This is a genomic window from Streptomyces sp. DS1-CR2, from assembly GCF_055760475.1.
The window spans coordinates 1,620,235-1,638,592 of the sequence record NZ_CM147085.1 but is presented as its reverse complement, the minus strand read 5'-3'; the positions used below and the strand labels follow the sequence as shown (position 1 = coordinate 1,638,592).

24 protein-coding genes, 1 pseudogene and 1 riboswitch are annotated in these 18,358 nt (G+C 70.3%); of the genes and pseudogenes, 12 read left to right on the top strand and 13 right to left on the bottom strand.

The genetic code is table 11. From position 1 onward, the window contains the following. Window positions 1-12 precede the first annotated feature (12 nt). Window positions 13-1,173, top strand: a complete 1,161-nt coding sequence (locus ACY0PA_RS08180; RefSeq protein ID WP_473084035.1) for an 8-amino-7-oxononanoate synthase — start codon at window positions 13-15, stop codon at window positions 1,171-1,173. Here ACY0PA_RS08180 and ACY0PA_RS08175 read toward each other — a convergent pair. Together ACY0PA_RS08175 and ACY0PA_RS08170 are read right to left on the bottom strand one after the other, a co-directional pair. Then, the gene (locus ACY0PA_RS08175; protein WP_473084034.1) at window positions 1,157-1,393 is read right to left on the bottom strand and encodes a DUF397 domain-containing protein; all 237 of its coding nucleotides are present in this window, start codon (window positions 1,391-1,393) and stop codon (window positions 1,157-1,159) included. The genes ACY0PA_RS08180 and ACY0PA_RS08175 overlap by 17 nt on opposite strands. Before the next feature lie 9 nt (window positions 1,394-1,402). Beyond that, window positions 1,403-2,284 (bottom strand): helix-turn-helix domain-containing protein, encoded by an 882-nt coding sequence (locus ACY0PA_RS08170; RefSeq protein ID WP_473084033.1) that lies wholly within the window; start codon window positions 2,282-2,284, stop codon window positions 1,403-1,405. A gap of 272 nt (window positions 2,285-2,556) precedes the next feature. Here ACY0PA_RS08170 and ACY0PA_RS08165 point away from each other — a divergent pair, with 272 nt between their 5' ends. Then, on the top strand, window positions 2,557-2,991 hold the full coding sequence (locus ACY0PA_RS08165; protein ID WP_473084032.1) for an ATP-binding protein: 435 nt from the start codon (window positions 2,557-2,559) through the stop codon (window positions 2,989-2,991). A 21-nt stretch (window positions 2,992-3,012) separates the two neighbouring features. On the opposite strand, the gene ACY0PA_RS08160 is transcribed toward ACY0PA_RS08165, so the two are convergent. The 5 genes from ACY0PA_RS08160 to ACY0PA_RS08140 form a co-directional block, all read right to left on the bottom strand. Continuing rightward, window positions 3,013-3,570 carry a DUF6328 family protein gene (locus ACY0PA_RS08160; protein ID WP_473084031.1) on the bottom strand — a complete coding sequence of 186 codons (558 nt, stop codon included), beginning with the start codon at window positions 3,568-3,570 and terminating at the stop codon, window positions 3,013-3,015. Window positions 3,571-3,675: 105 nt separating this feature from the next. After that, entirely contained in the window at window positions 3,676-4,149 is a 474-nt protein-coding gene (locus ACY0PA_RS08155) for a C40 family peptidase (protein ID WP_469988449.1), read from the bottom strand. Window positions 4,150-4,152: 3 nt separating this feature from the next. After that, window positions 4,153-4,330: riboswitch (cyclic di-AMP (ydaO/yuaA leader) on the bottom strand. Between the two features lie 352 nt (window positions 4,331-4,682). Next, a complete protein-coding gene (locus ACY0PA_RS08150) occupies window positions 4,683-4,991 on the bottom strand; it encodes a hypothetical protein (protein ID WP_100597546.1) in 309 nt (102 codons plus the stop codon). 7 nt (window positions 4,992-4,998) lie between these two features. Beyond that, window positions 4,999-5,634, bottom strand: a complete 636-nt coding sequence (locus ACY0PA_RS08145; protein WP_473084030.1) for an ATP-dependent Clp protease proteolytic subunit — start codon at window positions 5,632-5,634, stop codon at window positions 4,999-5,001. A gap of 162 nt (window positions 5,635-5,796) precedes the next feature. Beyond that, complete coding sequence (locus ACY0PA_RS08140; protein ID WP_473084029.1) at window positions 5,797-6,156, bottom strand: hypothetical protein; 360 nt, start codon at window positions 6,154-6,156, stop codon at window positions 5,797-5,799. A 230-nt stretch (window positions 6,157-6,386) separates the two neighbouring features. Between ACY0PA_RS08140 and ACY0PA_RS08135 the strand changes: the two genes are divergently transcribed. Continuing rightward, on the top strand, window positions 6,387-6,665 hold the full coding sequence (locus ACY0PA_RS08135; protein ID WP_329575903.1) for a type II toxin-antitoxin system Phd/YefM family antitoxin: 279 nt from the start codon (window positions 6,387-6,389) through the stop codon (window positions 6,663-6,665). A 238-nt stretch (window positions 6,666-6,903) separates the two neighbouring features. Here the strand turns inward: ACY0PA_RS08135 and ACY0PA_RS08130 are convergent, their stop codons facing one another. Then, entirely contained in the window at window positions 6,904-7,065 is a 162-nt protein-coding gene (locus ACY0PA_RS08130) for a hypothetical protein (protein ID WP_473086646.1), read from the bottom strand. Between ACY0PA_RS08130 and ACY0PA_RS08125 the strand changes: the two are divergent. From ACY0PA_RS08125 to ACY0PA_RS08090, 8 genes and pseudogenes are all read left to right on the top strand, one after another. Continuing rightward, window positions 7,007-7,174, top strand: a pseudogene (locus tag ACY0PA_RS08125) (TetR/AcrR family transcriptional regulator); the annotation flags it as partial. The gene ACY0PA_RS08130 and the pseudogene ACY0PA_RS08125 sit on opposite strands and share 59 nt — an antisense overlap. Before the next feature lie 199 nt (window positions 7,175-7,373). Beyond that, complete coding sequence (locus ACY0PA_RS08120; RefSeq protein WP_383084142.1) at window positions 7,374-7,676, top strand: urease subunit gamma; 303 nt, start codon at window positions 7,374-7,376, stop codon at window positions 7,674-7,676. A 16-nt stretch (window positions 7,677-7,692) separates the two neighbouring features. Continuing rightward, window positions 7,693-8,004, top strand: coding sequence for an urease subunit beta (locus tag ACY0PA_RS08115; protein ID WP_473084028.1), 312 nt, complete (start codon window positions 7,693-7,695; stop codon window positions 8,002-8,004). Further along, window positions 7,997-9,718 carry an urease subunit alpha gene (locus ACY0PA_RS08110; RefSeq protein WP_473084027.1) on the top strand — a complete coding sequence of 574 codons (1,722 nt, stop codon included), beginning with the start codon at window positions 7,997-7,999 and terminating at the stop codon, window positions 9,716-9,718. The genes ACY0PA_RS08115 and ACY0PA_RS08110 overlap by 8 nt, the downstream gene beginning before the upstream one ends. Before the next feature lie 19 nt (window positions 9,719-9,737). Further along, entirely contained in the window at window positions 9,738-10,412 is a 675-nt protein-coding gene (locus tag ACY0PA_RS08105; RefSeq protein ID WP_473084026.1) for an urease accessory protein UreF, read from the top strand. 64 nt (window positions 10,413-10,476) lie between these two features. Further along, window positions 10,477-11,154 (top strand): urease accessory protein UreG, encoded by a 678-nt coding sequence (ureG, locus tag ACY0PA_RS08100; protein WP_473084025.1) that lies wholly within the window; start codon window positions 10,477-10,479, stop codon window positions 11,152-11,154. Continuing rightward, on the top strand, window positions 11,151-11,906 hold the full coding sequence (locus ACY0PA_RS08095) for an urease accessory protein UreD (protein ID WP_473084024.1): 756 nt from the start codon (window positions 11,151-11,153) through the stop codon (window positions 11,904-11,906). Before ureG ends, ACY0PA_RS08095 begins: the two co-directional genes overlap by 4 nt. Window positions 11,907-12,202: 296 nt before the next feature. Then, a complete protein-coding gene (locus tag ACY0PA_RS08090) occupies window positions 12,203-13,714 on the top strand; it encodes an alpha/beta hydrolase (protein ID WP_473086267.1) in 1,512 nt (503 codons plus the stop codon). Window positions 13,715-13,808: 94 nt separating this feature from the next. Here the strand turns inward: ACY0PA_RS08090 and ACY0PA_RS08085 are convergent, their stop codons facing one another. Then, a complete protein-coding gene (locus ACY0PA_RS08085) occupies window positions 13,809-14,531 on the bottom strand; it encodes a lysophospholipid acyltransferase family protein (protein WP_473084023.1) in 723 nt (240 codons plus the stop codon). Window positions 14,532-14,721: 190 nt separating this feature from the next. Here ACY0PA_RS08085 and ACY0PA_RS08080 point away from each other — a divergent pair, with 190 nt between their 5' ends. Beyond that, entirely contained in the window at window positions 14,722-15,114 is a 393-nt protein-coding gene (locus ACY0PA_RS08080; RefSeq protein WP_473084022.1) for an SSI family serine proteinase inhibitor, read from the top strand. Window positions 15,115-15,152: 38 nt separating this feature from the next. Here ACY0PA_RS08080 and ACY0PA_RS08075 read toward each other — a convergent pair whose 3' ends face one another. The 4 genes from ACY0PA_RS08075 to ACY0PA_RS08060 all read right to left on the bottom strand — a co-directional run bounded on the left by ACY0PA_RS08075 (window position 15,153) and on the right by ACY0PA_RS08060 (window position 18,346). Continuing rightward, complete coding sequence (locus ACY0PA_RS08075; protein ID WP_453778465.1) at window positions 15,153-15,311, bottom strand: hypothetical protein; 159 nt, start codon at window positions 15,309-15,311, stop codon at window positions 15,153-15,155. Window positions 15,312-15,395: 84 nt separating this feature from the next. Beyond that, complete coding sequence (locus tag ACY0PA_RS08070; RefSeq protein WP_473084021.1) at window positions 15,396-16,346, bottom strand: cytochrome c oxidase assembly protein; 951 nt, start codon at window positions 16,344-16,346, stop codon at window positions 15,396-15,398. Between the two features lie 103 nt (window positions 16,347-16,449). Continuing rightward, complete coding sequence (locus ACY0PA_RS08065) at window positions 16,450-17,475, bottom strand: 6-phosphofructokinase (RefSeq protein WP_473084020.1); 1,026 nt, start codon at window positions 17,473-17,475, stop codon at window positions 16,450-16,452. 142 nt (window positions 17,476-17,617) lie between these two features. Next, window positions 17,618-18,346 carry a type 1 glutamine amidotransferase gene (locus ACY0PA_RS08060; protein WP_473084019.1) on the bottom strand — a complete coding sequence of 243 codons (729 nt, stop codon included), beginning with the start codon at window positions 18,344-18,346 and terminating at the stop codon, window positions 17,618-17,620. Window positions 18,347-18,358 lie beyond the last annotated feature (12 nt).

The window sequence follows — 18,358 nt, the reverse complement described above, 5'->3', positions numbered from 1 at the left end:
GGAGGGACTCACATGGCGGGATCGCCGTTCGGCTGGATCGACGAGCAGGAGCGCGTGCGCCGCGACGCCGGACTCGTCCGCACGCTGCGTCCCCGCCCCGCCGAGAACGCGCTCCTCGATCTCGCGAGCAACGACTACCTCGGTCTCACCCGCCACCCCGAGATCACCAAGGGAGCGGCGGACGCGGCGCTGCGCTGGGGTGGCGGCGCCACCGGCTCGCGGCTCGTCACGGGCACCACGGAGCTGCACACGGAACTCGAGCGCGAACTGGCCGAGTTCTGCGGCTTCGAGGCGGCACTCGTCCTGTCGTCCGGCTACGCGGCCAATCTCGCCGCTGTGACCGCGCTCGCCCCGCACGGGTCCCTGATCGTCTCGGACGCGAGCAATCACGCCTCCCTCATCGACGGCTGCCGGCTCGCCCGCGGCGCCACGCAGGTCGTCCCGCACGTCGACCCGGACGCCGTCCGTAAGGCCCTCGACACGCATCAGGGGCAGGCGGTCGTCGTCTCCGACTCCGTCTTCTCGGTGGACGGCGACGCGGCTCCACTGGCCGAACTGGCAGGAGTGGCAAGGGAGTTCGGGGCCGGCCTGATCGTCGACGACGCACACGGGCTCGGAGTGCTCGGCGACGGTGGCAGGGGGGCGCCGCAGGCGGCTGGGCTCTCGGGCGCCGACGACACCGTCGTCACCGTCACGCTGTCCAAGTCGTTCGGCAGCCAGGGCGGCGCCGTCCTCGGTCCCGCCCGGGTGATCGACCATCTCGTCAACACCGCACGGACGTTCATCTTCGACACGGGCCTCGCGCCCGCGGCGGCCGGCGCCGCACTCGCGGCCCTGCGCCTGCTGAGCCGCGAGCCCGAGCGCGCCGAACGGGCGCGCGCCGTCGCCTCCTCGCTGCACGAACTCCTCACGGCCGAGGGGCTCCAGGCCGTACGGCCGGACGCCGCCGTCGTCTCCGTGCGCGCGCCGTCGCCCGAAGAGGCCGTGCGCTGGGCGGCCGACTGCCGCGAAGTCGGCCTCGCCGTCGGCTGCTTCCGGCCGCCGTCCGTGCCGGACGGCATCTCACGGCTGCGGCTGACCGCCCGCGCCGACCTGACCGACGATCAAATCGCCGAGGCCGTACGGGTGATCAGCCGCAACGCGCCCGACTCGGCGTTCACCGCAAGGAGTTGAGGAACCCCTCCCAGGCGGAGGGCGAGAACAGCAGGGCGGGTCCGGCCGTGCGCTTGGAGTCGCGCACGGCGAGTCGTCCGGCCGAGGGGCCGCGGCGCAGCGGAGCCGTCTCGACGCAGTTGTTCATTCCGGTGCTTCGGCTGCTTCGCCGCCATGGCGCGTCGTGCAGAGAGGTGCTGGGAACCGTGGCGGATGGTACGTACCGAGGCAGAGCTGACATGGTGCCTCCTTACGTGCGTTCACTGTCCGGAGGGCGGTGCGCTCCGGCGATCCCGGCGATGAAATCCAGCGAGTCCCCGGGCGAAAGGGCGTGGATCCGAAGGGTGTCAAAGGCGTCCGTGTACGCCTTGAGGTCTTCTTTCCGCTCGAGGTAGAGGCTACTCGTCAAATGGTCGAGAACTACTACGTCCAGATCAGAAGTGTTCGGAAATGAGAACACAACGAAAGGGCCGGTGAGTCCGACATGCTCCCCTGCGGCGAACGGCAATACCTGTAGCCGTACATGGGGAAGCTTCGCCACGGCGGCGAGATGGCGCAGCTGCTCCGCCATCACCCGGGAACCGCCCACCGGCCGCCGCAGCACCGCCTCGTCGAGAACCGCGCTGAGCCGCAGCGGCGACGCCGAACGCAGCACATCCTGTCGGGCGATCCGCACCTCGACCAGGGCGTCGACCTGCCCGTCCGGCAGCCCGCCGAGCGCGGCCCTGGTCACCGCACGCGCGTAGTCGGGCGTCTGGAGGAGGCCCGGCACGACGGACGTCTCGACCGTCCTGACCCGGCACGCCTGCGACTCCAGGCTGATGAAGTCCCGGTAGGCGGGCGGCAGAAGACCCCGGTAGGCGTGCCACCAGTGCTGGCCGCCGTCGTGCCCCGACCCGGCCAGCGCGACCAGCAGGTCCCGTATGCCAGGGTCCGTGACCTCGAACGCGTCGAGCAGGAGGCGTACGTCCGACGCCTTCACGCCGCTGCGGCCGGTCTCGATACGGCTCACTTTCGACTGGTGCCAGCCGACGAGCCGGGCCGTCTCGCCACTGGTGAGCCCCGCGCGGGCGCGCAGCGCGCGCAGCTCCGCGCCGAGCCTGCGGCGGCGCACCGCCGGACCGTGTTTCATTCTGTCTCCTCGAACCTGCGGCCCGGCTCCTTCCGGCCCGGCGGATCGTGTTCCGAGCCGACGGTAGAGGAAGCCGGCGGCGTACGCCCAAATGCGGTCCACCGACACAGAGTTCACCGCTTCGAGCGACAGATATATGCATATCTCGGGGGATCGGCTCCAGTGGCGGAGCGGGAGTGGCACTCTGGCGCGAAGCACCAGTCCGGGGGTCGCCTCGAGTCATCCGCCATGTGTCGGATTCAGGCCCCGGCGAAAAAAGGGACGACGCCGCCATGGCAGATCACCAGGAAGCATCCGTCACTCTGCCGAGCGATCCCGCCTCGGTCTCCTCGGCCCGCACCTATGTCAGCGACGTACTCGCCGAATGGGGCATGCCGCGCGATGCGGAAACAGCCGACACGGTCCGGCTCATCGTCTCCGAACTCGCCACGAACGCCGTGATGCACACCCGTGGGCAGTCGCCGGTCTTCACCGTCGACGTGCAGCTGGAGCGCGACGAACACCTGCGCATCGGCGTCACGGACAGCCACCCGCGCTACCCGAAGCGGCTTCCGGCCGCCGTCCAGCAGGACAACGGGCGCGGCATGGTGATCATCCGCTGTCTGACCGCCGAGTGCGGCGGAAGCCTGTCGGTCAGGCCCACCGCCGAGGGCGGCAAGACCGTGTGGATCGCCCTGCCGTGGACGGTCCCTGTCCAGTCGGTGTGAAGACCGGCGGTGGTGGCGCGGCTACGGGGACGGGGTGTGCGTCCCCTCCTGCGCCCGCGTGAGTGAGCGCCGCACCAGACGCGGCAGCACGCCCCACAGGCCCGCACAGACCGCGAGCGTGCCCGCCCCGGCCGCGATGCCCGCCGCCCGCCCCGCGGTGACGTCCACGACGAGCAGTACGGACCCGGCCAGGGCCAGCATCAGTACGCCCAGGCCGGCCGCGGCGAGCCGCGAGGACATCTGCACGATCTGCGGCTTGGCACCCCGCCCGAACAGCGCGCGGTGCAGCGCCGCGGGCGCCGTGAACAGCGCGGCGGCGAGCACCGCGAGCAGCAGCGTCGCGATGTACGTCGCGCGCTGCACGCCGTCCAGCGCCGGGAACCTTGGAGTGAACGCCAGCGTCAGCAGGAACGCGAAGAGGATCTGCACGCCCGTCTGGGTGACTCTCAGCTCCTGGAGCAGCTCGCCGAAGTTCCGGTCCGCGCGCTCCAGCGGTGTCTCGTGCCGGTCCTGCCCCACGCTCCTTGGGCCTGAGTGGCGTGGGGCGTCCTCGTCGCCGGCCGGTCGGTCCTCGTCCATATGACCACGAGTACCCCATCGTGCGGTGGTGAGACGGCCGGGGCGGGCGTGTGCACCCGGTGACGCCTGACGGACCCGCAGGCCCCGGGGACCCGTCAGGTGGCGCTACCGCACACGCCCGTACCAGACGCTCCTCGTCCAGATCCGCTCCAGTCGCACCACGGCACCGGTCTTCGGCGAGTGCCAGATCCTTCCCTTCCCGGCGTAGATGCCGACGTGGTAGACGCCGCGGCCCGAATGGAAGAAGACCAGGTCACCGCGTTTGCGATGGGACGCGGAGACGTGGCGGGTCTTGTTGTACTGCTGGGCGGCGGTACGGGGCAGCTTCTTGCCTACCCGCTTGAACGAGTAGACCGTCAGGCCCGAGCAGTCGAACCTGTGCGGTCCTGTGGCGCCCCACTGGTAGGGGCTTCCCTTCCTCGAGGCCGCGATCTGGAGGGCTTTCGTCGCAGGTGGCGAGGCCTCCGCTTCGGGCGTGGCTCCTGGGACCAGCAGGCTGCCGCCCGCTACGGCGAGCGTGAGAGCCGAGGCGGTGCCGGCCCGGGTCAGCAGCGACGGGACACGATTGAGCGCGGTCATGCGCAACCCTTCGTCAGCCGCCTGTGAAGGATGACCTGTCGGATTCGGGCTGGCGAAGTTGCCCGGCCGCGAAGTGCGGCTTCACCCCAAGGGCCGGCCCGGAGAACAGCTCCGGCGGCCCGTCGTGCTCGGGTCCTCCACTCCTGCCGATCCACTTCTGTCGACCTGGCATCCGTACGGCGGCAGGACTCGGCGTCCGCACGGACCGCCCCGCCGCGGCGGCGGGGGCTTGTCGTCGGAAGGGATCTTCACGCACAAACGGCGCGAACGCAGAGCCGAATCGGCGTTGTGTGAGTGTCCTCACGAGTGATCCATTCGGGTGGACAGCACACCTTTCCACCCCGGCGCGGGGTCCCAACGAGCCCCGCACCAGCAGCGGAAGGCGGAATTCCCGATTCCGCGTAGGCGGTCCGCGCAACTTTTCCGGTTCGCATGTTCGAGTACCGGCTACGCCGTATGTGGGTACCTCTTCTGGTCCGTTTCGAACCCGGCCCGGACGGTTCGGGTCGATCACTTCGGTCTGGAACGGGCCGTCAATTGACCGATTCCGGCGGCACTGTGACCCGCTGTGTCCTCCTTTCTCCGTCCAGGACCCGCAAAGCCCGAGCCAGCGTCGTCGCGTGGAGCTCGGTCTCGCCCCGCTGATGCATGAGCGTCAGGGCGTCCCTGAGCGCCGTCGCCCCGCCGACGAGCGCTTGCGCGGCCCGCAGTCCGCCATACGTGTGGTCGCTTCTGGCCGGGTTGATCCTTCCGAGCAGGTCGACCACTTCCAGATAGCGGTCGAGGAGTTCGCACTCGGCGCGCGTCAGCGCGGGCAGCGGGGGCAGCTCGGGCGGCAGCATCGCCGGGTCACCTGGCGCCGTGAGCCGAACCGGACAGCTTGCGGTTCTCGATGACCCGGTCCACGAGCCCGTACTCCACGGCGTCCTGGGCCCGAAGGATCTTGTCCCGCTCGATGTCGGCGCCGATGCGCTCTCGGCTCTGCCCGGTGTGCCGCGCGAGCAGTTCCTCCAGCTGGGCGCGCATGCGCACCAGTTCACGGGCCTGGATCTCCAGGTCGGTCGGCTGGCCCTGTGCGGGCTCGGCCAGCCCCGGCTGATGGATCACCACGCGCGCGCCGGGCAGCATGGCCCGCTTCCCCGGTGTCCCGGCGGCCAGGAGTACGGCGGCGGCGGAGGCGGCCTGCCCGAGGCACACGGTCTCGACCTCGCAGCTGACGAACCGGATCGTGTCGTAGATCGCCGTCATCGCGCTGAACGAGCCGCCGGGGGAGTTGATGTACAGCGAGATGTCCCGGTCCGGCGCGGCGTACTCGAGGTGCATGAACTGCGCCATCACATCGTTCGCGGAGGTGTCGTCGATCGGTGTCCCCAGGAAGACGATCCGCTCCTCCAAAAGTTTGGAGTACGGATCGAGCGTGCGGTGCCCGGCCGAGGTGCGCTCGGTGAACTCGGGCAGGACGTAGCGGGCGGAAGGTCGGTTCATGGCACATGCCTCCGTGAGCGCGGAACTCTGTCGCTGCTTCTGTAAAAAATGTACAGGACGTACCGATGGCAGGGTAGGGTCGAGGCTCCCAGAAACGCGAAAAAGGGCCGGCCCGCGCCCGATGCGCGTGGCCGACCCCCTCTCCGTGCTTCTGGGGCGTGACTAGCGGTCGCCCTCGTCCGTCCTGGACAGGCGCAGCGCGAGGTGTTGCAGGAGGTCGGCGCTCTTGATGTCGGTCCTGCCCGAGTCGTGCACCTCGGCGAGTTCGGAGAAGAGGAACGCGAACGCGCCCACCAAGGAGATCGTCACCGGCATCAGCGCCGCGATGGTCGCCTCCGCCGCCTCCTCCACGCTCGATTCCGCCGGGATCTCGATGGAGGGGAACGCCTCTGTCACCAGGCGTCCGAGCTGGGCGTCCTCGGTCTCGATGTCGGGCTCGGCATCCTTGCTGAGCCTGCGCACCATTTCCTGGGTCTCGGTCAGGACGCCGATTGCGCGCAGGATGATCTCGCTCTGTTCCATGCGCGGAGCCTAGGCGGACGGTGCCCCGCCGCGGGCGCTGTTCCGGGCGGGGCTTCGTCGGATCCGCGCAAGCAGCCATGCAGCACGAACAGTTGACACGTCGACGTTACGCGCAGCCACTGACAACGGCGGCGCCCCGAACCGTACCCCTCGGGCCGCCGTCCCACCTGCGGGTTGCCGTGCGGTCACGGACCGTGTCCGCGCCGGGGGTCCGGTCTAAGCTGGAGGGCATGGCCTACGAGATTCCGGTGACGCAAGCCCGCGCTGAGCTCGCCGATCTGATCAACCGCGTCGTGTACGGCGGTGAACGGGTCGTCGTGACCCGGCACGGCAAGCCGCTCGTCGCGCTGGTCTCCGCCGCCGATCTCGAGCGACTCGAGGCCCTGGGGGAGCCGGGGGACGAGCAGGTGATCAGTTCCGTCTCCGGCATCGGCTCGACCTCATCCACAGGCGGCGACCGCCACCGCTTCGGCATCGCCGCGGAGCACCGGGGGCCGGAGGTCAGGTAATCCTGCAGTCCCTGCAGATCCTGCAGTCCCTGCAGATCCTGCAGTCCCTGCAGTCCCTGCAGATCTTCCAGATCCGGCAGATCTGGCAGATCCGGCCGGTCCGCCACGTCCAGTACGTCTCACAGGCCTCAAGAGGCGCCCGGCTCAAGCGGTTTGGGTGACTGTTCCGGGCAGGAAAAGGCCGTGCGCCCCCGTCCGCTACAGCGGGGACGCACGGCTGTCATGAGGGCGCGCGGCGTCAGCCGACCGCCACCGCGTCCCGCACCGCGGGCTCCCCGGCCCCTTCGCCGGCGCCCCGCTTCTTGCGCAGCCCGCCGAGCAGTATGCAGACGAGCCCGACCGCGGGGATGATGCGCGCCGTCATCCCCGCCGGCGACGTCGCCCGGATCATGATCGCCATGGCGCAGGGATTCGCCGCGCAGCAGGCCCTGTTCGGGGAAGTTCACGTCCCTGTCAAAACTTTGCAGAACGGCCTGCGGGCCCTGATGAGTATGGGCGAGGCCAGCTGACAGTCATGGGCGGGTCAAAGGGCGGTTAACCTCGTTGAAACTCCCCCCAATTAGCCTGCACCGCACGTCACCAGGGGCTTTTGTATCCGGGATGCACAAGATCATGTGCATTTCTTGTGTGTTACATCTATACCCGTCGCGGTGGCCGCGGCAGCCGGACCCCGCACGGTCCGGAGTGAAGGACTGTGAGGTGGGAGCCGTGCAGCTGACCCCGCACGAGCAGGAGAGACTGCTCATTCATGTGGCCGCCGACGTGGCCGAGAAGCGCCGGAGCCGGGGTCTGAAGCTCAACCATCCCGAGGCGATCGCTCTCGTCACGTCGCACATTCTCGAAGGCGCACGTGACGGCCGGTCCGTAGCCGAACTCATGTCGTCCGGTCGCAAGGTGCTCACGCGCGACGACGTGATGGAGGGCATCCCCGAGATGATCCACGACGTGCAGGTCGAGGCGACCTTCCCCGACGGCACCAAGCTCGTCACCGTCCACGATCCAATCGTCTGACGGGGGGAGCGCTTCCATGATTCCCGGAGAGATCCTCTTCGCGGACGAGCCCGTCGTGTTCAACGAGGGCCGCGAGGTCACCCGTCTGACCGTGCTCAACGCCGCCGACCGGCCCGTCCAGGTCGGCTCCCACTACCACTTCGCCGAGGCCAATCCCGGTCTGGAGTTCGACCGTGGCGCAGCGCACGGTCTGCGACTCAACATCGCCGCAGGGACCGCCGTGCGCTTCGAGCCCGGCATCCCTGTCGACATCGAACTCGTGCCTCTGGCCGGCCGGCGCATCGTGCCCGGCCTGCGGGGCCGGACCGGAGGTGCCCTCGATGGCTGAGCTCTCCCGCGCCGCCTACGCCGACCTGTTCGGCCCCACCACCGGCGACCGCATCCGCCTCGCGGACACCGACCTGCTGATCGAGATCGAGGAGGACCGCTCCGGCGGCCCCGGGCTCTCCGGTGACGAGTCGGTGTTCGGCGGCGGCAAGGTGATCCGCGAGTCCATGGGCCAGTCACGCGCCACGCGCGCGGACGGCGCCCCCGACACCGTCATCACCGGCGCCGTGATCGTCGACCACTGGGGCATCGTCAAGGCCGACATCGGCATCCGGGACGGCCGGATCACCGCGATCGGCAAGTCCGGCAACCCCGACACGATGGACGGCGTCCACCCCGGCCTCGTCATCGGCCCCGAGACCGAGATCCTCGCCGGCAACGGCAAGATCGTCACCGCGGGCGCCATCGACACCCACATCCACTTCATCTCGCCGACCATCGTCGACGAGGCGCTCGCCTCCGGTGTCACCACGCTGATCGGCGGCGGCACCGGCCCGGCGGAGGGCTCCAAGGCGACCACGATCACTCCCGGTTCGTGGCACCTTGCCCGCATGTTCGAGGCGATGGAGTCGAGCCCGGTCAACGTCGGCTTCCTCGGCAAGGGCAACACCACGTCCGCCGAGTCCATGTACGCCCAACTGCGCGGCGGTGCCGTCAGCTTCAAGATCCACGAGGACTGGGGCGCGACCCCCGCCGTCATCGACGCCTGCCTGAACGTCTGTGAGGACACCGGCGCGCAGCTCGCCGTCCACACGGACACCCTGAACGAGGCGGGCTTCGTGGACGCCACCTTCGACGCGGTGGCCGGCCGCACCCTGCACGCCTTCCATGTCGAGGGCGCGGGCGGCGGGCACGCGCCCGACATGATCACGGCAGTCTCGCTGCCCAACATGCTGCCGAGCTCGACCAACCCGACGCGGCCGCACACCGTCAACACCGTCGAGGAACACCTCGACATGCTGATGGTCTGCCACCACCTCAACCCGGCCGTCCCCGAGGACCTGGCCTTCGCCGAGTCCCGGATCCGGCCCACCACCATCGCGGCCGAGGACATCCTCCACGACATCGGCGCCATCTCGATCATGTCCTCGGACTCCCAGGCGATGGGCCGCGTCGGCGAGGTCGTCCTGCGGACCTGGCAGACCGCGCACGTCATGAAGCGTCGCCGCGGCCAACTCCCCGGCGACACCCGCGCCGACAACCTGCGCGCCCGTCGCTATGTCGCCAAGTACACGATCAACGCGGCCGTCGCACAGGGCATCGACCACGAGATCGGCTCCGTCGAGACCGGCAAGCTTGCCGACCTGGTGCTCTGGGACCCGCGGTTCTTCGGCGTCAAGCCGCAGCTCGTCATCAAGGGCGGCCAGATCGCGTACGCTCAAATGGGTGACGCCAACGCGTCCATCCCCACACCGCAGCCCGTCCTGCCCCGCCCCATGTTCGGCGCCCATGGCAGGGCCCCCGCCTCGAACTCGTTCTTCTACGTGACGCAGACCGCCCTCGACGACGGGCTGCCCGAACGCCTCGGCCTGGACAGGAAGTTCGTGCCGATCCGCTCGACGCGGGGACGCACGAAGGCGGACATGCGGGAGAACGACGCGCTACCGCGGGTCGAGGTCGCCCCGGACAGCTTCGCCGTCACCATCGACGGTGAACTCGTCGAACCCGCGCCCGCCGCCGAACTGCCGCTCGCCCAGCGGTACTTCCTGTTCTGACGGGCCGAGAAGAAGAGATATGACACGAGCCGCACTACTCGTCCTGGCCGACGGCCGCTTCCCCGCCGGTGGGCATGCCCACTCCGGCGGGGCGGAGGCCGCCGTCAAGGCGGGACGCATCACGGGCGCGGCGAGCCTGGAGGACTTCTGCCGGGGCCGTCTGCACACCACGGGACTGGTGTCGGCGTCCCTGGCGGCCGCCGCCGCGCTCGGCCTCGATCCGGTCACCCTGGATGAGGCCGCCGACGCCCGTACACCGTCACCCGCCCTGCGCACCGCGGCGCGCAGGCTCGGCAGACAGCTCATGCGCGCCGCGCGCGCGTCCTGGCCGCATCCCGAACTCGACGCGCTCGCCCGGCGGTTCCCCAAGGGGGCCCACCAGCCGGTGGTCCTCGGCCTCACCGCCCGGGCCGCGGGCCTCGGAGCCGCCGACGCCGCCTACTGCTCCGCGTACGAGAGCGTCAGCGGGCCCGCCACCGCGACGGTCCGGCTGCTCAGCCTCGATCCCTTCGACGCGACGGCGGGGCTCGCGCGCCTCGCGGACGACATCGACCGTGTCGCGACGGCGGCCGCCGAGGCGGCGGCACGGGCCGTCACCGACGGGGTGGACGCGCTGCCCGCGGCGTCCGCGCCGCTGCTGGAGGTGGGGGCCGAGGCCCACGCGGCCTGGGCTGTGCGCCTGTTCGCGTCCTAGGACGTGACGTGGCGGACACGCCTCAGGGCGCCCTGCCTCCCCATTGAACGATTGGAGTAACACCATGCACCTCGACCACTCGCACGACGGCCCCGCCGCGGTCAGCGCCGACGCCCGCCGTCCCGACGGCACCCGCCGCGCCGTTCGTATCGGCCTCGGCGGCCCCGTCGGATCCGGCAAGACCGCCACCGTCGCGGCGCTCTGCCGCGCGCTGCGCGACGAGCTGTCCCTCGCCGTCGTGACGAACGACATCTACACGCGCGAGGACGCCGAGTTCCTGCTCCGCGAGGCCGTGCTGCCGCCTGAGCGCATCACCGCCGTGGAGACGGGCGCCTGCCCGCACACCGCCATCCGCGACGACATCTCCGCCAACCTGGAGGCAGTGGAGGACCTGGAGGACGAGGTCGGGCCGCTCGACCTGATCCTCGTCGAGTCCGGCGGCGACAACCTCACGGCCACGTTCTCGCGCGGCCTCGTCGACGCGCAGATCTTCGTCATCGACGTGGCCGGCGGCGACGACATCCCGCGCAAGGGCGGCCCCGGCGTCACCACCGCCGACCTGCTCGTCATCAACAAGACGGACCTCGCCCCCTACGTCGGCTCCGACCTCGCCCGGATGTCCGCCGACGCCAAGGCGCAGCGCACCGAACTCCCCGTCGTCCTCCAGTCCCTGCGCTCCCCCGACGGTGTGCGCGACGTCGCCGACTGGGTGCGCGCACAGCTCACCGCGTGGACGGCATGACCGCAGGCGTACGCTCCACGGCCCGCATCACGGCGAGCGACGACGGCCGCGGCGGCACCTGCCTCCCCGTCCTCGACGGAGAGGGCTCCCTGGCCCTGCGCCGCATCCGCTCGACCGGTCCCGACGCGCGCGTCATGCTCGTCGGCGCCATGAGCGGGCCGCTCGGCGGCGACCACATGAGTGTCGAGGCGCACGTGACCGCCGGTGCCCGCCTGCGCATCGGGTCCGTCGCCGCGACCATCGCCCTGCCCGGCCAGGCCAAGGGCGAGGCGCGCTACGACGTCCGCCTCACGGTCGACGACGGGGCCGAACTGCACTGGCTGCCCGAGCAGTTGATCTCCGCGTGCGAGAGTGACCTGCGCGTCACCACGCGGGCCGAACTCGCTCCGGGCGCCCGGCTCGTGCTGCGTGAGGAGCAGGTGCTCGGCCGCACCGCAGAGGAGCCCGGCCGGCTCACCAGCCGGCTCACCGTCCACCGCGCGGGCCGCCCCCTGCTCGACCAGGAACTGGCCTGCGGCCCCGGCGCACCCGGCGGCTGGGACGGCCCCGCCGTGCTCGCGGGACACCGGGCGCTCGGTCAACTCGCCGTCGTAAGGCCCGAGTTCGAGAACGGCAAGCCGTCGCCCGCGCTGCTCGGCGAGTATGCCGCGCTGACGCCGCTCGCCGGGCCCGCCGTCCTGGTCACGGCCCTCGCGTCCGACGCGCTGCGGCTGCGCGGAACGCTCGACGACGCCCTGCGCCGCCTGTCCTGAACGACGGCCCCAAGGGGCCCGGCCGGTCCGAACCAAACGACCGTACGGGCCCATTCCGCTCACCGGGACGAGTTATACCGTTTATCGGATTGGTAAAGAACGTCAACTGTCCCTGTTGTCGGGGGTGGTGCAGGCGCAAGGATCCCCGTACTGATCGAGAACCCGATCGAAGTAATGATCGAATCGATGTACGGAGGACTCAGTTGAGACGGACTCGACTTACCAGTCGAAGCAGCCGGACGGCGGTGATCGGCTCCGCCGGAACCCTGGTGGCGGCGACCCTGATTGCGGGAGCCATGGCGGCGCCCGTCGCCAGCGCGGACTCCCGGAGCGGCCAGGACCGTGAGGCCCACGGTGCGGCCGTCGCGGCGGCCCGTGCCGCCAAGGCCGGCATCGACTGGAAGGACTGCCCCGCCGACTGGGGCATAGCCAAGCCCATCCAGTGCGGCTGGGTGACGGTGCCGCTCGACTACGCGAAGCCGTACGGCAAGCAGATCAAGCTCGCTGTCGACCGCATAGGCTCCACCGGCACCAAGGACGAGCGCCAGGGCGCCCTCGTCTACAACCCGGGCGGCCCCGGCGGCTCCGGCATGCGCTTCCCGACGCGCGTGACCACCAAGAACCCGCTCTGGACGAAGACTTCGAAGGCGTACGACTTCGTGGGCTTCGACCCGCGCGGCGTCGGCCACTCCGCGCCGATCTCCTGCATCGACCCGCAGGAGTTCGTGAAGGCCCCGAAGGCCGACCCGGTCCCCGACTCCGAGGCCGACAAGCTCGGCCAGCGCAAGCTCGCCAAGGAGTACGCGGACGGCTGCGCCGAGCGCAGCGGCGACATGCTGCCGCAGATGACCACGCCGAACACCGCGCGCGACCTCGACGTCATCCGCGCCGCCCTCGGCGAGAAGAAGCTCAACTACCTGGGCGTCTCCTACGGCACGTACCTGGGCGCCGTCTACGGCACGCTCTTCCCGGGCCACGTCCGCCGCATGGTCGTCGACAGCGTCGTCGACCCGTCGCGCGACAACATCTGGTACGAGGCCAACCTCGGCCAGGACGTCGCCTTCCAGGGCCGCTGGAACGACTGGACCTCGTGGGTGGCCAAGAACGACGCCTCCTTCCACCTCGGTGACACGCAGGCCAAGGTCGAGGACCAGTGGCTGAAGCTGCGCGCCGCCGCCAAGAAGAACCCCATCGGCGGCGTCGTCGGCCCCGCCGAGCTGATCGCCTTCTTCCAGAGCGCCCCGTACTACGACTCGTCGTGGGTGCCGGTCGCGCAGGTGTGGAGCAAGTACGTCGCCGGCGACACCCAGGCGCTCGTCGACGCCGCGGCCCCCGACATGGCGGACACCGCGGGCAACGCCTCGTCGGAGAACGGCAACGCGGTATACACCGCCGTCGAGTGCGCCGACGCCAAGTGGCCCACCAGCTGGCAGAAGTGGGACCGCGACAACACGCGTCTGCACAAGGACTATCCGTTCATGACGTGGGCGAACGCGTGGATGAACCTGCCGTGCGCCACCTGGCCCACCAAGCAGCAGACCCCCGTGAACGTGAAGACCGGCAAGGGACTGCCCGCCGTCCTGATCGTCCAGTCCACCCGTGACGCGGCCACCCCCTACAAGGGCGCCGTCGAGCTGCACCAGCGCTTCAAGGGCTCGCGCCTGATCACCGAGAAGGACGCCGGCTCCCACGGTGTCACCGGCCTGACCAACCCGTGCATCAACGACCGGGTCGACACCTACCTGCTCACCGGCAAGACGGACAGCAAGGACGTGACGTGCGCCCCGCACGCCACGCCCAAGCCGTAACCACCGTCCCGCGGTGAACACATGATGGCCCGGCCTCCCCAGGAGGCCGGGCCATCATCATGCCGCCGCTGCCGGGCGCTCGATCCGCCCCGGCTCAGCTCAGCGGCATCCGCGGGAACTTGCGGGCCTTGTCCTTGGCCGCTTCGGCCTCGGCCTTGACGTCGGCCGCGTACTTGTCGACGTACTCCTGGCCGGACAGGCCGAGGATGGCGTAGATGATCTCGTCGGTGACCGCGCGGAGAATCGCCTTCTCGCCGTCCATGCCCGCGTAGCGCGAGAAGTCCAGGGGCTCGCCGAAGCGGATCGTCACGCGGTGGAGGTTCGGGATGACCTGGCCGGGCGGCTGCGCCTCGAACGTGCCGATCATCGCGCAGGGGATCACCGGGACCTGCCCCTTGAGCGCCATCGCGGCCACGCCGACCTTGCCCTTGTAGAGGCGCCCGTCGTGCGAGCGCGTGCCCTCCGGGTAGATGCCGAGCAGCTCGCCCTTGCTCAGCACGCCGAGGCCCTCGCGGATCGCGGCCTGGCCCGCCGCTTTGCCGGAGCGGTCCACGGGGATCTGTCCGGCGCTGCGGAAGAACGCGGCGGTCAGCCGGCCCCTGATGCCGGGCCCCGTGAAGTACTCCGCCTTCGCCAGGAACGTGATGCGCCGCTTCAGGATGGCCGGCATCAGGAAGTGGTCCGAGAAGGACAGGTGGTTGCCCGCGACGATCGCCGCGCCCGACTCCGGCACATGGTCGAGCCCCTCGATCCGGGGCCGGAACATCAGCCGCAGCAGTGGGCCCAGAATCACGTACTTGAGCAGTCGGTAGAACATGCTGGGCCGCCTTCCCCGTGGATCCAGATGCGTGCGCACAGTAACCAATCGTCGGCCCGCGCGCGAGAGCCCGTTCGGACCTCGCCGGGCCTCCGGCCGGGGGACCGCACGGCGCGTCCGCTTGGCGGCCGCCCGGGACGGGGAGTCCCCTGGCCTCCCTTCGTCCCGCATCCTCACCGGAGGTCCCGTGATGCGTCCGCTCGTTCTCGCCGCCGCCGCAGCCCTCACCGCCCTCGCCACGGCCGGCCCCGCCCGAGCCACCGCCACCGACCCGCCCGCGCCCCAGGGGCTCTTCCTCACCGTCTCCGGGGATCAGGGCTCGTGGATGCGCGGTGAGCTGCTGCGCTGCGAGCCGGCGGCGTCCGGACACCATCCCCACGCGTCAGAAGCGTGCGTCGCACTCGACGGGGCGCAGGGGAATCTGGACGCGCTGAACCCGGACCCGGAGATGTGCACCCAGGTCTACGCCCCGGTCACCGTGAGCGCGAACGGCACGTACCGCGGCAAGAAGATCACCTGGAAGAAGACGTTCGCCAACGCCTGCACGATGAACGCGTCGACCGGGTCCGTCTTCCGCTTCTGACGCGCGGGACCCGCTCTCGCGCGGCACCGGGCCATGCGTCAGGTGCTGCGCGACGCGGCCATCCCGAGGGTGAGCAGACCGAGCACGACCCAGCCGAACCACAGCCAGCCGTTGCTCCCGAGCGCCACCGTGTAGGCCGTCACCGCGACGAGGGCGCCTATGGTGAGCACCCCCATCGTCTTCATCGATCCGGGCATGGCCCGCCTCCTCCCGGCAACCCGGACGGCGTAGCGCCCGGACCACGGCTGAACACCATGGTCACCCCTCAGGGGCGCCGGGCGCTACCGGCCGCGCGTGTTCAGTGAGGCGAGATAGGCGTTGTACGCGACAAGCTCCTGGTCACCGTCGCGGTCCGCGGCCCGGTCCTTGCGGCGCGCCTGCCGGTCCTCGGACTTCTTCCACTGGAAGAGCAGCGCGAGCAGTACGAGCACCGAGGGCACCTCACTGAACGCCCAGGCGATGCCGCCCGCCGCCGTCTGGTCCGCCAGCGCGTCGATCCCGAGCGAGGCCGGCGGGTGCTCGTACGTGCCGATCATCGGCCCGGACGCCATCATCAGCGCGATGCCGAAGAACGCGTGGAAGGGCATGCCCGCGAAGAGCTCCAGCATCCGCATCACATAGCCGGGGCGGTGCGGGCCCGGGTCCACACCCATGATCGGCCAGAAGAAGACCAGGCCGACGGCGAGGAAGTGCACCATCATGCCGATGTGCCCGACCTTCGAACCCATCAGGGTGTCGAAGATCGGCGTGAAGTAGAGCGCGTACAGGCTCGCGATGAACAGCGGGATCGTGAACGCGGGATGCGTGATGATCCGCAGGTACCGGCTGTGCAGCAGCATCAGGAGCAGCTCGCGCGGCCCCTTCGAGCCGCGCCGCGCCACCGGCATCGCCCGCAGCGCGAGCGTGATCGGCGCGCCCATCAGGAGCAGGATCGGCGACAGCATGCTGATCACCATGTGCTGCACCATGTGCACGGAGAACATGACCATGCCGTAGTCGTTCAGCTTGGTGCACATCACCAGCATCACGGTCAGCACGCCGATGACGAACGACAGCGTGCGGCCCACCTGCCAGCGGTCACCGCGCCGCGCGAGCCGCACGACACCCCAGCCGTACAGGCCGAGAGCCACCAGGCACCCGATCAGGAAGAAGGGGTCCGCCGACCATGCGAGGCCTCGCCCCAGCGTGAACGGCGGCAGATCCATGTTCATGCCGTGCCCGCTGTGATCCATCCGCCGGCTCCTGATTGGTACTGGTTATGGGCTGTCTGTCCGCACCAGAGTAGAACTGCCCCCGGTCGCGGTCGCGACCGGGGGCAGACTCTTCAAGAGCGAACTACAGAACGCACTCCGCCTCGGCGTACCGCTCCTGCGGAACCGTCTTCAGCGTCTCGACGGCCTCGGCGAGCGACACCATCACGATGTCCGTGCCGCGCAGCGCCGTCATCATGCCGAACTCGCCGCGGTGCACGGCCTCGACGGCGTGCCAGCCGAAGCGCGTGGCGAGCACCCGGTCGTACGCGGTCGGGGTGCCGCCGCGCTGCACGTGACCGAGGATCACCGGGCGGGCCTCCTTGCCGAGGCGCTGCTCCAGCTCGCCGGAGAGCCGCGTGGCGATGCCCGCGAAGCGCTCGTGGCCGTACATGTCCTTGACGCCCTCGTCGAACTCCATGGAGCCGGGGGCGGGCTTGGCGCCCTCGGCGACCACGACAATGGCGAACTTCTTGCCCGCGGAGAACCGTTCACCGACCTTCGCGGCCAGCTCCTCGATGTCGAAGGGGCGCTCCGGCACGACGATGGCGTGGGCGCCCGCGGCCATGCCCGAGTGCAGCGCGATCCAGCCGGTGTGACGGCCCATGACCTCGACGATCAGGACGCGCTGGTGGGACTCGGCGGTCGTCTTGAGGCGGTCGAGCGCCTCGGTCGCGACGCCGACGGCCGTGTCGAAGCCGAAGGTGACGTCCGTGACGGCGATGTCGTTGTCGATCGTCTTCGGTACGCCGACGATCGGGAGGCCGCTGTCGGACAGGAGGCGGGCCGCCTTCAGCGTGCCCTCTCCGCCGATCGGGATGATCGCGTCAAGACCCAGATCCGCGACATGGCCCTTGGCCCGCTCCACGCCGTCGCGCAGATGCGCGGGCTGGACCCGCGACGAGCCGAGGATCGTGCCGCCGCGGGCGAGGATGCCGCCCACCGCGTCCAGGTCGAGCTTGCGGTAGTCGCACTCCAGCAGGCCCTTCCAGCCGTCGTGGAAGCCGATGACCTCGTCGCCGTGGTCGACGACGGCACGGTGCACGACCGAACGAATCACGGCGTTCAGGCCGGGGCAGTCTCCGCCGGAGGTGAGGACACCAATACGCATAGCCCGAGAACCTTTGCAAAGTGGGCCGATGACCGGACCACTTTGTCCGGCTGGATCCCCGCCACCCTACCGGCGGGAGGGGGCGGGGCCGCACCTGACGTCCGCCTGCTGGACTGACGCGCTCACTTGTGCGGAACAGCGATCAGGCGGGCTGCTGAGCCGACGCGATCCGCTCGTTGCGCAGCGCCTCGTACCAGCGGTCGTCGACCGGCGGCAGCGCGTTGACATCGAGGGCCAGCTTCAGGAGCAGGTCCGCGATCAGCGGGTTGCGGGCGAGGACGGGGCCGTGCATGTACGTGCCGAACACCGTGTCGTTGAACGCGCCCTCCGTGCCGTCACCCGTGCCGTTGCCCTTGCCGATCTGCACGCGCGCGAAGGGCCGCGCCGACGGGCCGAGGTGCGTGATGCCCTGGTGGTTCTCGAAGCCTGTCAGCGGGGGGAGCCCCAACTGCGGGTCGATGTCGCCCAGTACGTCGCCGACGCACCGCTCGCCCTCACCGCGCGTGGACACCACGTCGAGCAGGCCGAGGCCCTGCTCGCGCTCGCCCAGGTCGTTGATGAACTCGTGGCCGAGGATCTGGTATCCGGCGCAGACCGAGAAGACGATCGCGCCGTTGGCCACGGCGCGCTGGAGACCGCCGTCACGCCGAAGCCGCTCCGCGGCGAGACGCTGCGGCCGGTCCTCACCGCCGCCGATCAGATAGATGTCGCCGGAGGTGGGTACCGGCTGGTCGCTGCGCACGTCGAGCCGGTGCACGTCGAGGCGGCGCTGGTGGGCGCGGCGCTCCACGACGAGGGCGTTGCCCTGGTCGCCGTACGTGCTCAGGAGGTCGGGGTAGACCCAGACCAGACGAAGGCCGTTGTCGCTCATGCTCATGAATCC

Coding starts and splice junctions, on each gene's coding strand:
- ACY0PA_RS08065 (WP_473084020.1), bottom strand. CDS start 17,475: ATGCGTATTGGTGTCCTCACCTCCGGCGGAGACTGCCCCGGCCTGAAC.
- ACY0PA_RS08175 (WP_473084034.1), bottom strand. CDS start 1,393: ATGTCAGCTCTGCCTCGGTACGTACCATCCGCCACGGTTCCCAGCACC.
- ACY0PA_RS08075 (WP_453778465.1), bottom strand. CDS start 15,311: ATGCCCGGATCGATGAAGACGATGGGGGTGCTCACCATAGGCGCCCTC.
- ACY0PA_RS08140 (WP_473084029.1), bottom strand. CDS start 6,156: ATGGAACAGAGCGAGATCATCCTGCGCGCAATCGGCGTCCTGACCGAG.
- ACY0PA_RS08090 (WP_473086267.1), top strand. CDS start 12,203: ATGGCGGCGCCCGTCGCCAGCGCGGACTCCCGGAGCGGCCAGGACCGT.
- ACY0PA_RS08180 (WP_473084035.1), top strand. CDS start 13: ATGGCGGGATCGCCGTTCGGCTGGATCGACGAGCAGGAGCGCGTGCGC.
- ACY0PA_RS08165 (WP_473084032.1), top strand. CDS start 2,557: ATGGCAGATCACCAGGAAGCATCCGTCACTCTGCCGAGCGATCCCGCC.
- ACY0PA_RS08080 (WP_473084022.1), top strand. CDS start 14,722: ATGCGTCCGCTCGTTCTCGCCGCCGCCGCAGCCCTCACCGCCCTCGCC.
- ACY0PA_RS08105 (WP_473084026.1), top strand. CDS start 9,738: ATGACACGAGCCGCACTACTCGTCCTGGCCGACGGCCGCTTCCCCGCC.
- ACY0PA_RS08135 (WP_329575903.1), top strand. CDS start 6,387: ATGGCCTACGAGATTCCGGTGACGCAAGCCCGCGCTGAGCTCGCCGAT.
- ACY0PA_RS08155 (WP_469988449.1), bottom strand. CDS start 4,149: ATGACCGCGCTCAATCGTGTCCCGTCGCTGCTGACCCGGGCCGGCACC.
- ACY0PA_RS08130 (WP_473086646.1), bottom strand. CDS start 7,065: ATGGCGATCATGATCCGGGCGACGTCGCCGGCGGGGATGACGGCGCGC.
- ACY0PA_RS08160 (WP_473084031.1), bottom strand. CDS start 3,570: ATGGACGAGGACCGACCGGCCGGCGACGAGGACGCCCCACGCCACTCA.
- ACY0PA_RS08110 (WP_473084027.1), top strand. CDS start 7,997: ATGGCTGAGCTCTCCCGCGCCGCCTACGCCGACCTGTTCGGCCCCACC.
- ACY0PA_RS08095 (WP_473084024.1), top strand. CDS start 11,151: ATGACCGCAGGCGTACGCTCCACGGCCCGCATCACGGCGAGCGACGAC.
- ACY0PA_RS08070 (WP_473084021.1), bottom strand. CDS start 16,346: ATGGATCACAGCGGGCACGGCATGAACATGGATCTGCCGCCGTTCACG.
- ureG (WP_473084025.1), top strand. CDS start 10,477: ATGCACCTCGACCACTCGCACGACGGCCCCGCCGCGGTCAGCGCCGAC.
- ACY0PA_RS08115 (WP_473084028.1), top strand. CDS start 7,693: ATGATTCCCGGAGAGATCCTCTTCGCGGACGAGCCCGTCGTGTTCAAC.
- ACY0PA_RS08145 (WP_473084030.1), bottom strand. CDS start 5,634: ATGAACCGACCTTCCGCCCGCTACGTCCTGCCCGAGTTCACCGAGCGC.
- ACY0PA_RS08085 (WP_473084023.1), bottom strand. CDS start 14,531: ATGTTCTACCGACTGCTCAAGTACGTGATTCTGGGCCCACTGCTGCGG.
- ACY0PA_RS08170 (WP_473084033.1), bottom strand. CDS start 2,284: ATGAAACACGGTCCGGCGGTGCGCCGCCGCAGGCTCGGCGCGGAGCTG.
- ACY0PA_RS08060 (WP_473084019.1), bottom strand. CDS start 18,346: ATGAGCGACAACGGCCTTCGTCTGGTCTGGGTCTACCCCGACCTCCTG.
- ACY0PA_RS08150 (WP_100597546.1), bottom strand. CDS start 4,991: ATGCTGCCGCCCGAGCTGCCCCCGCTGCCCGCGCTGACGCGCGCCGAG.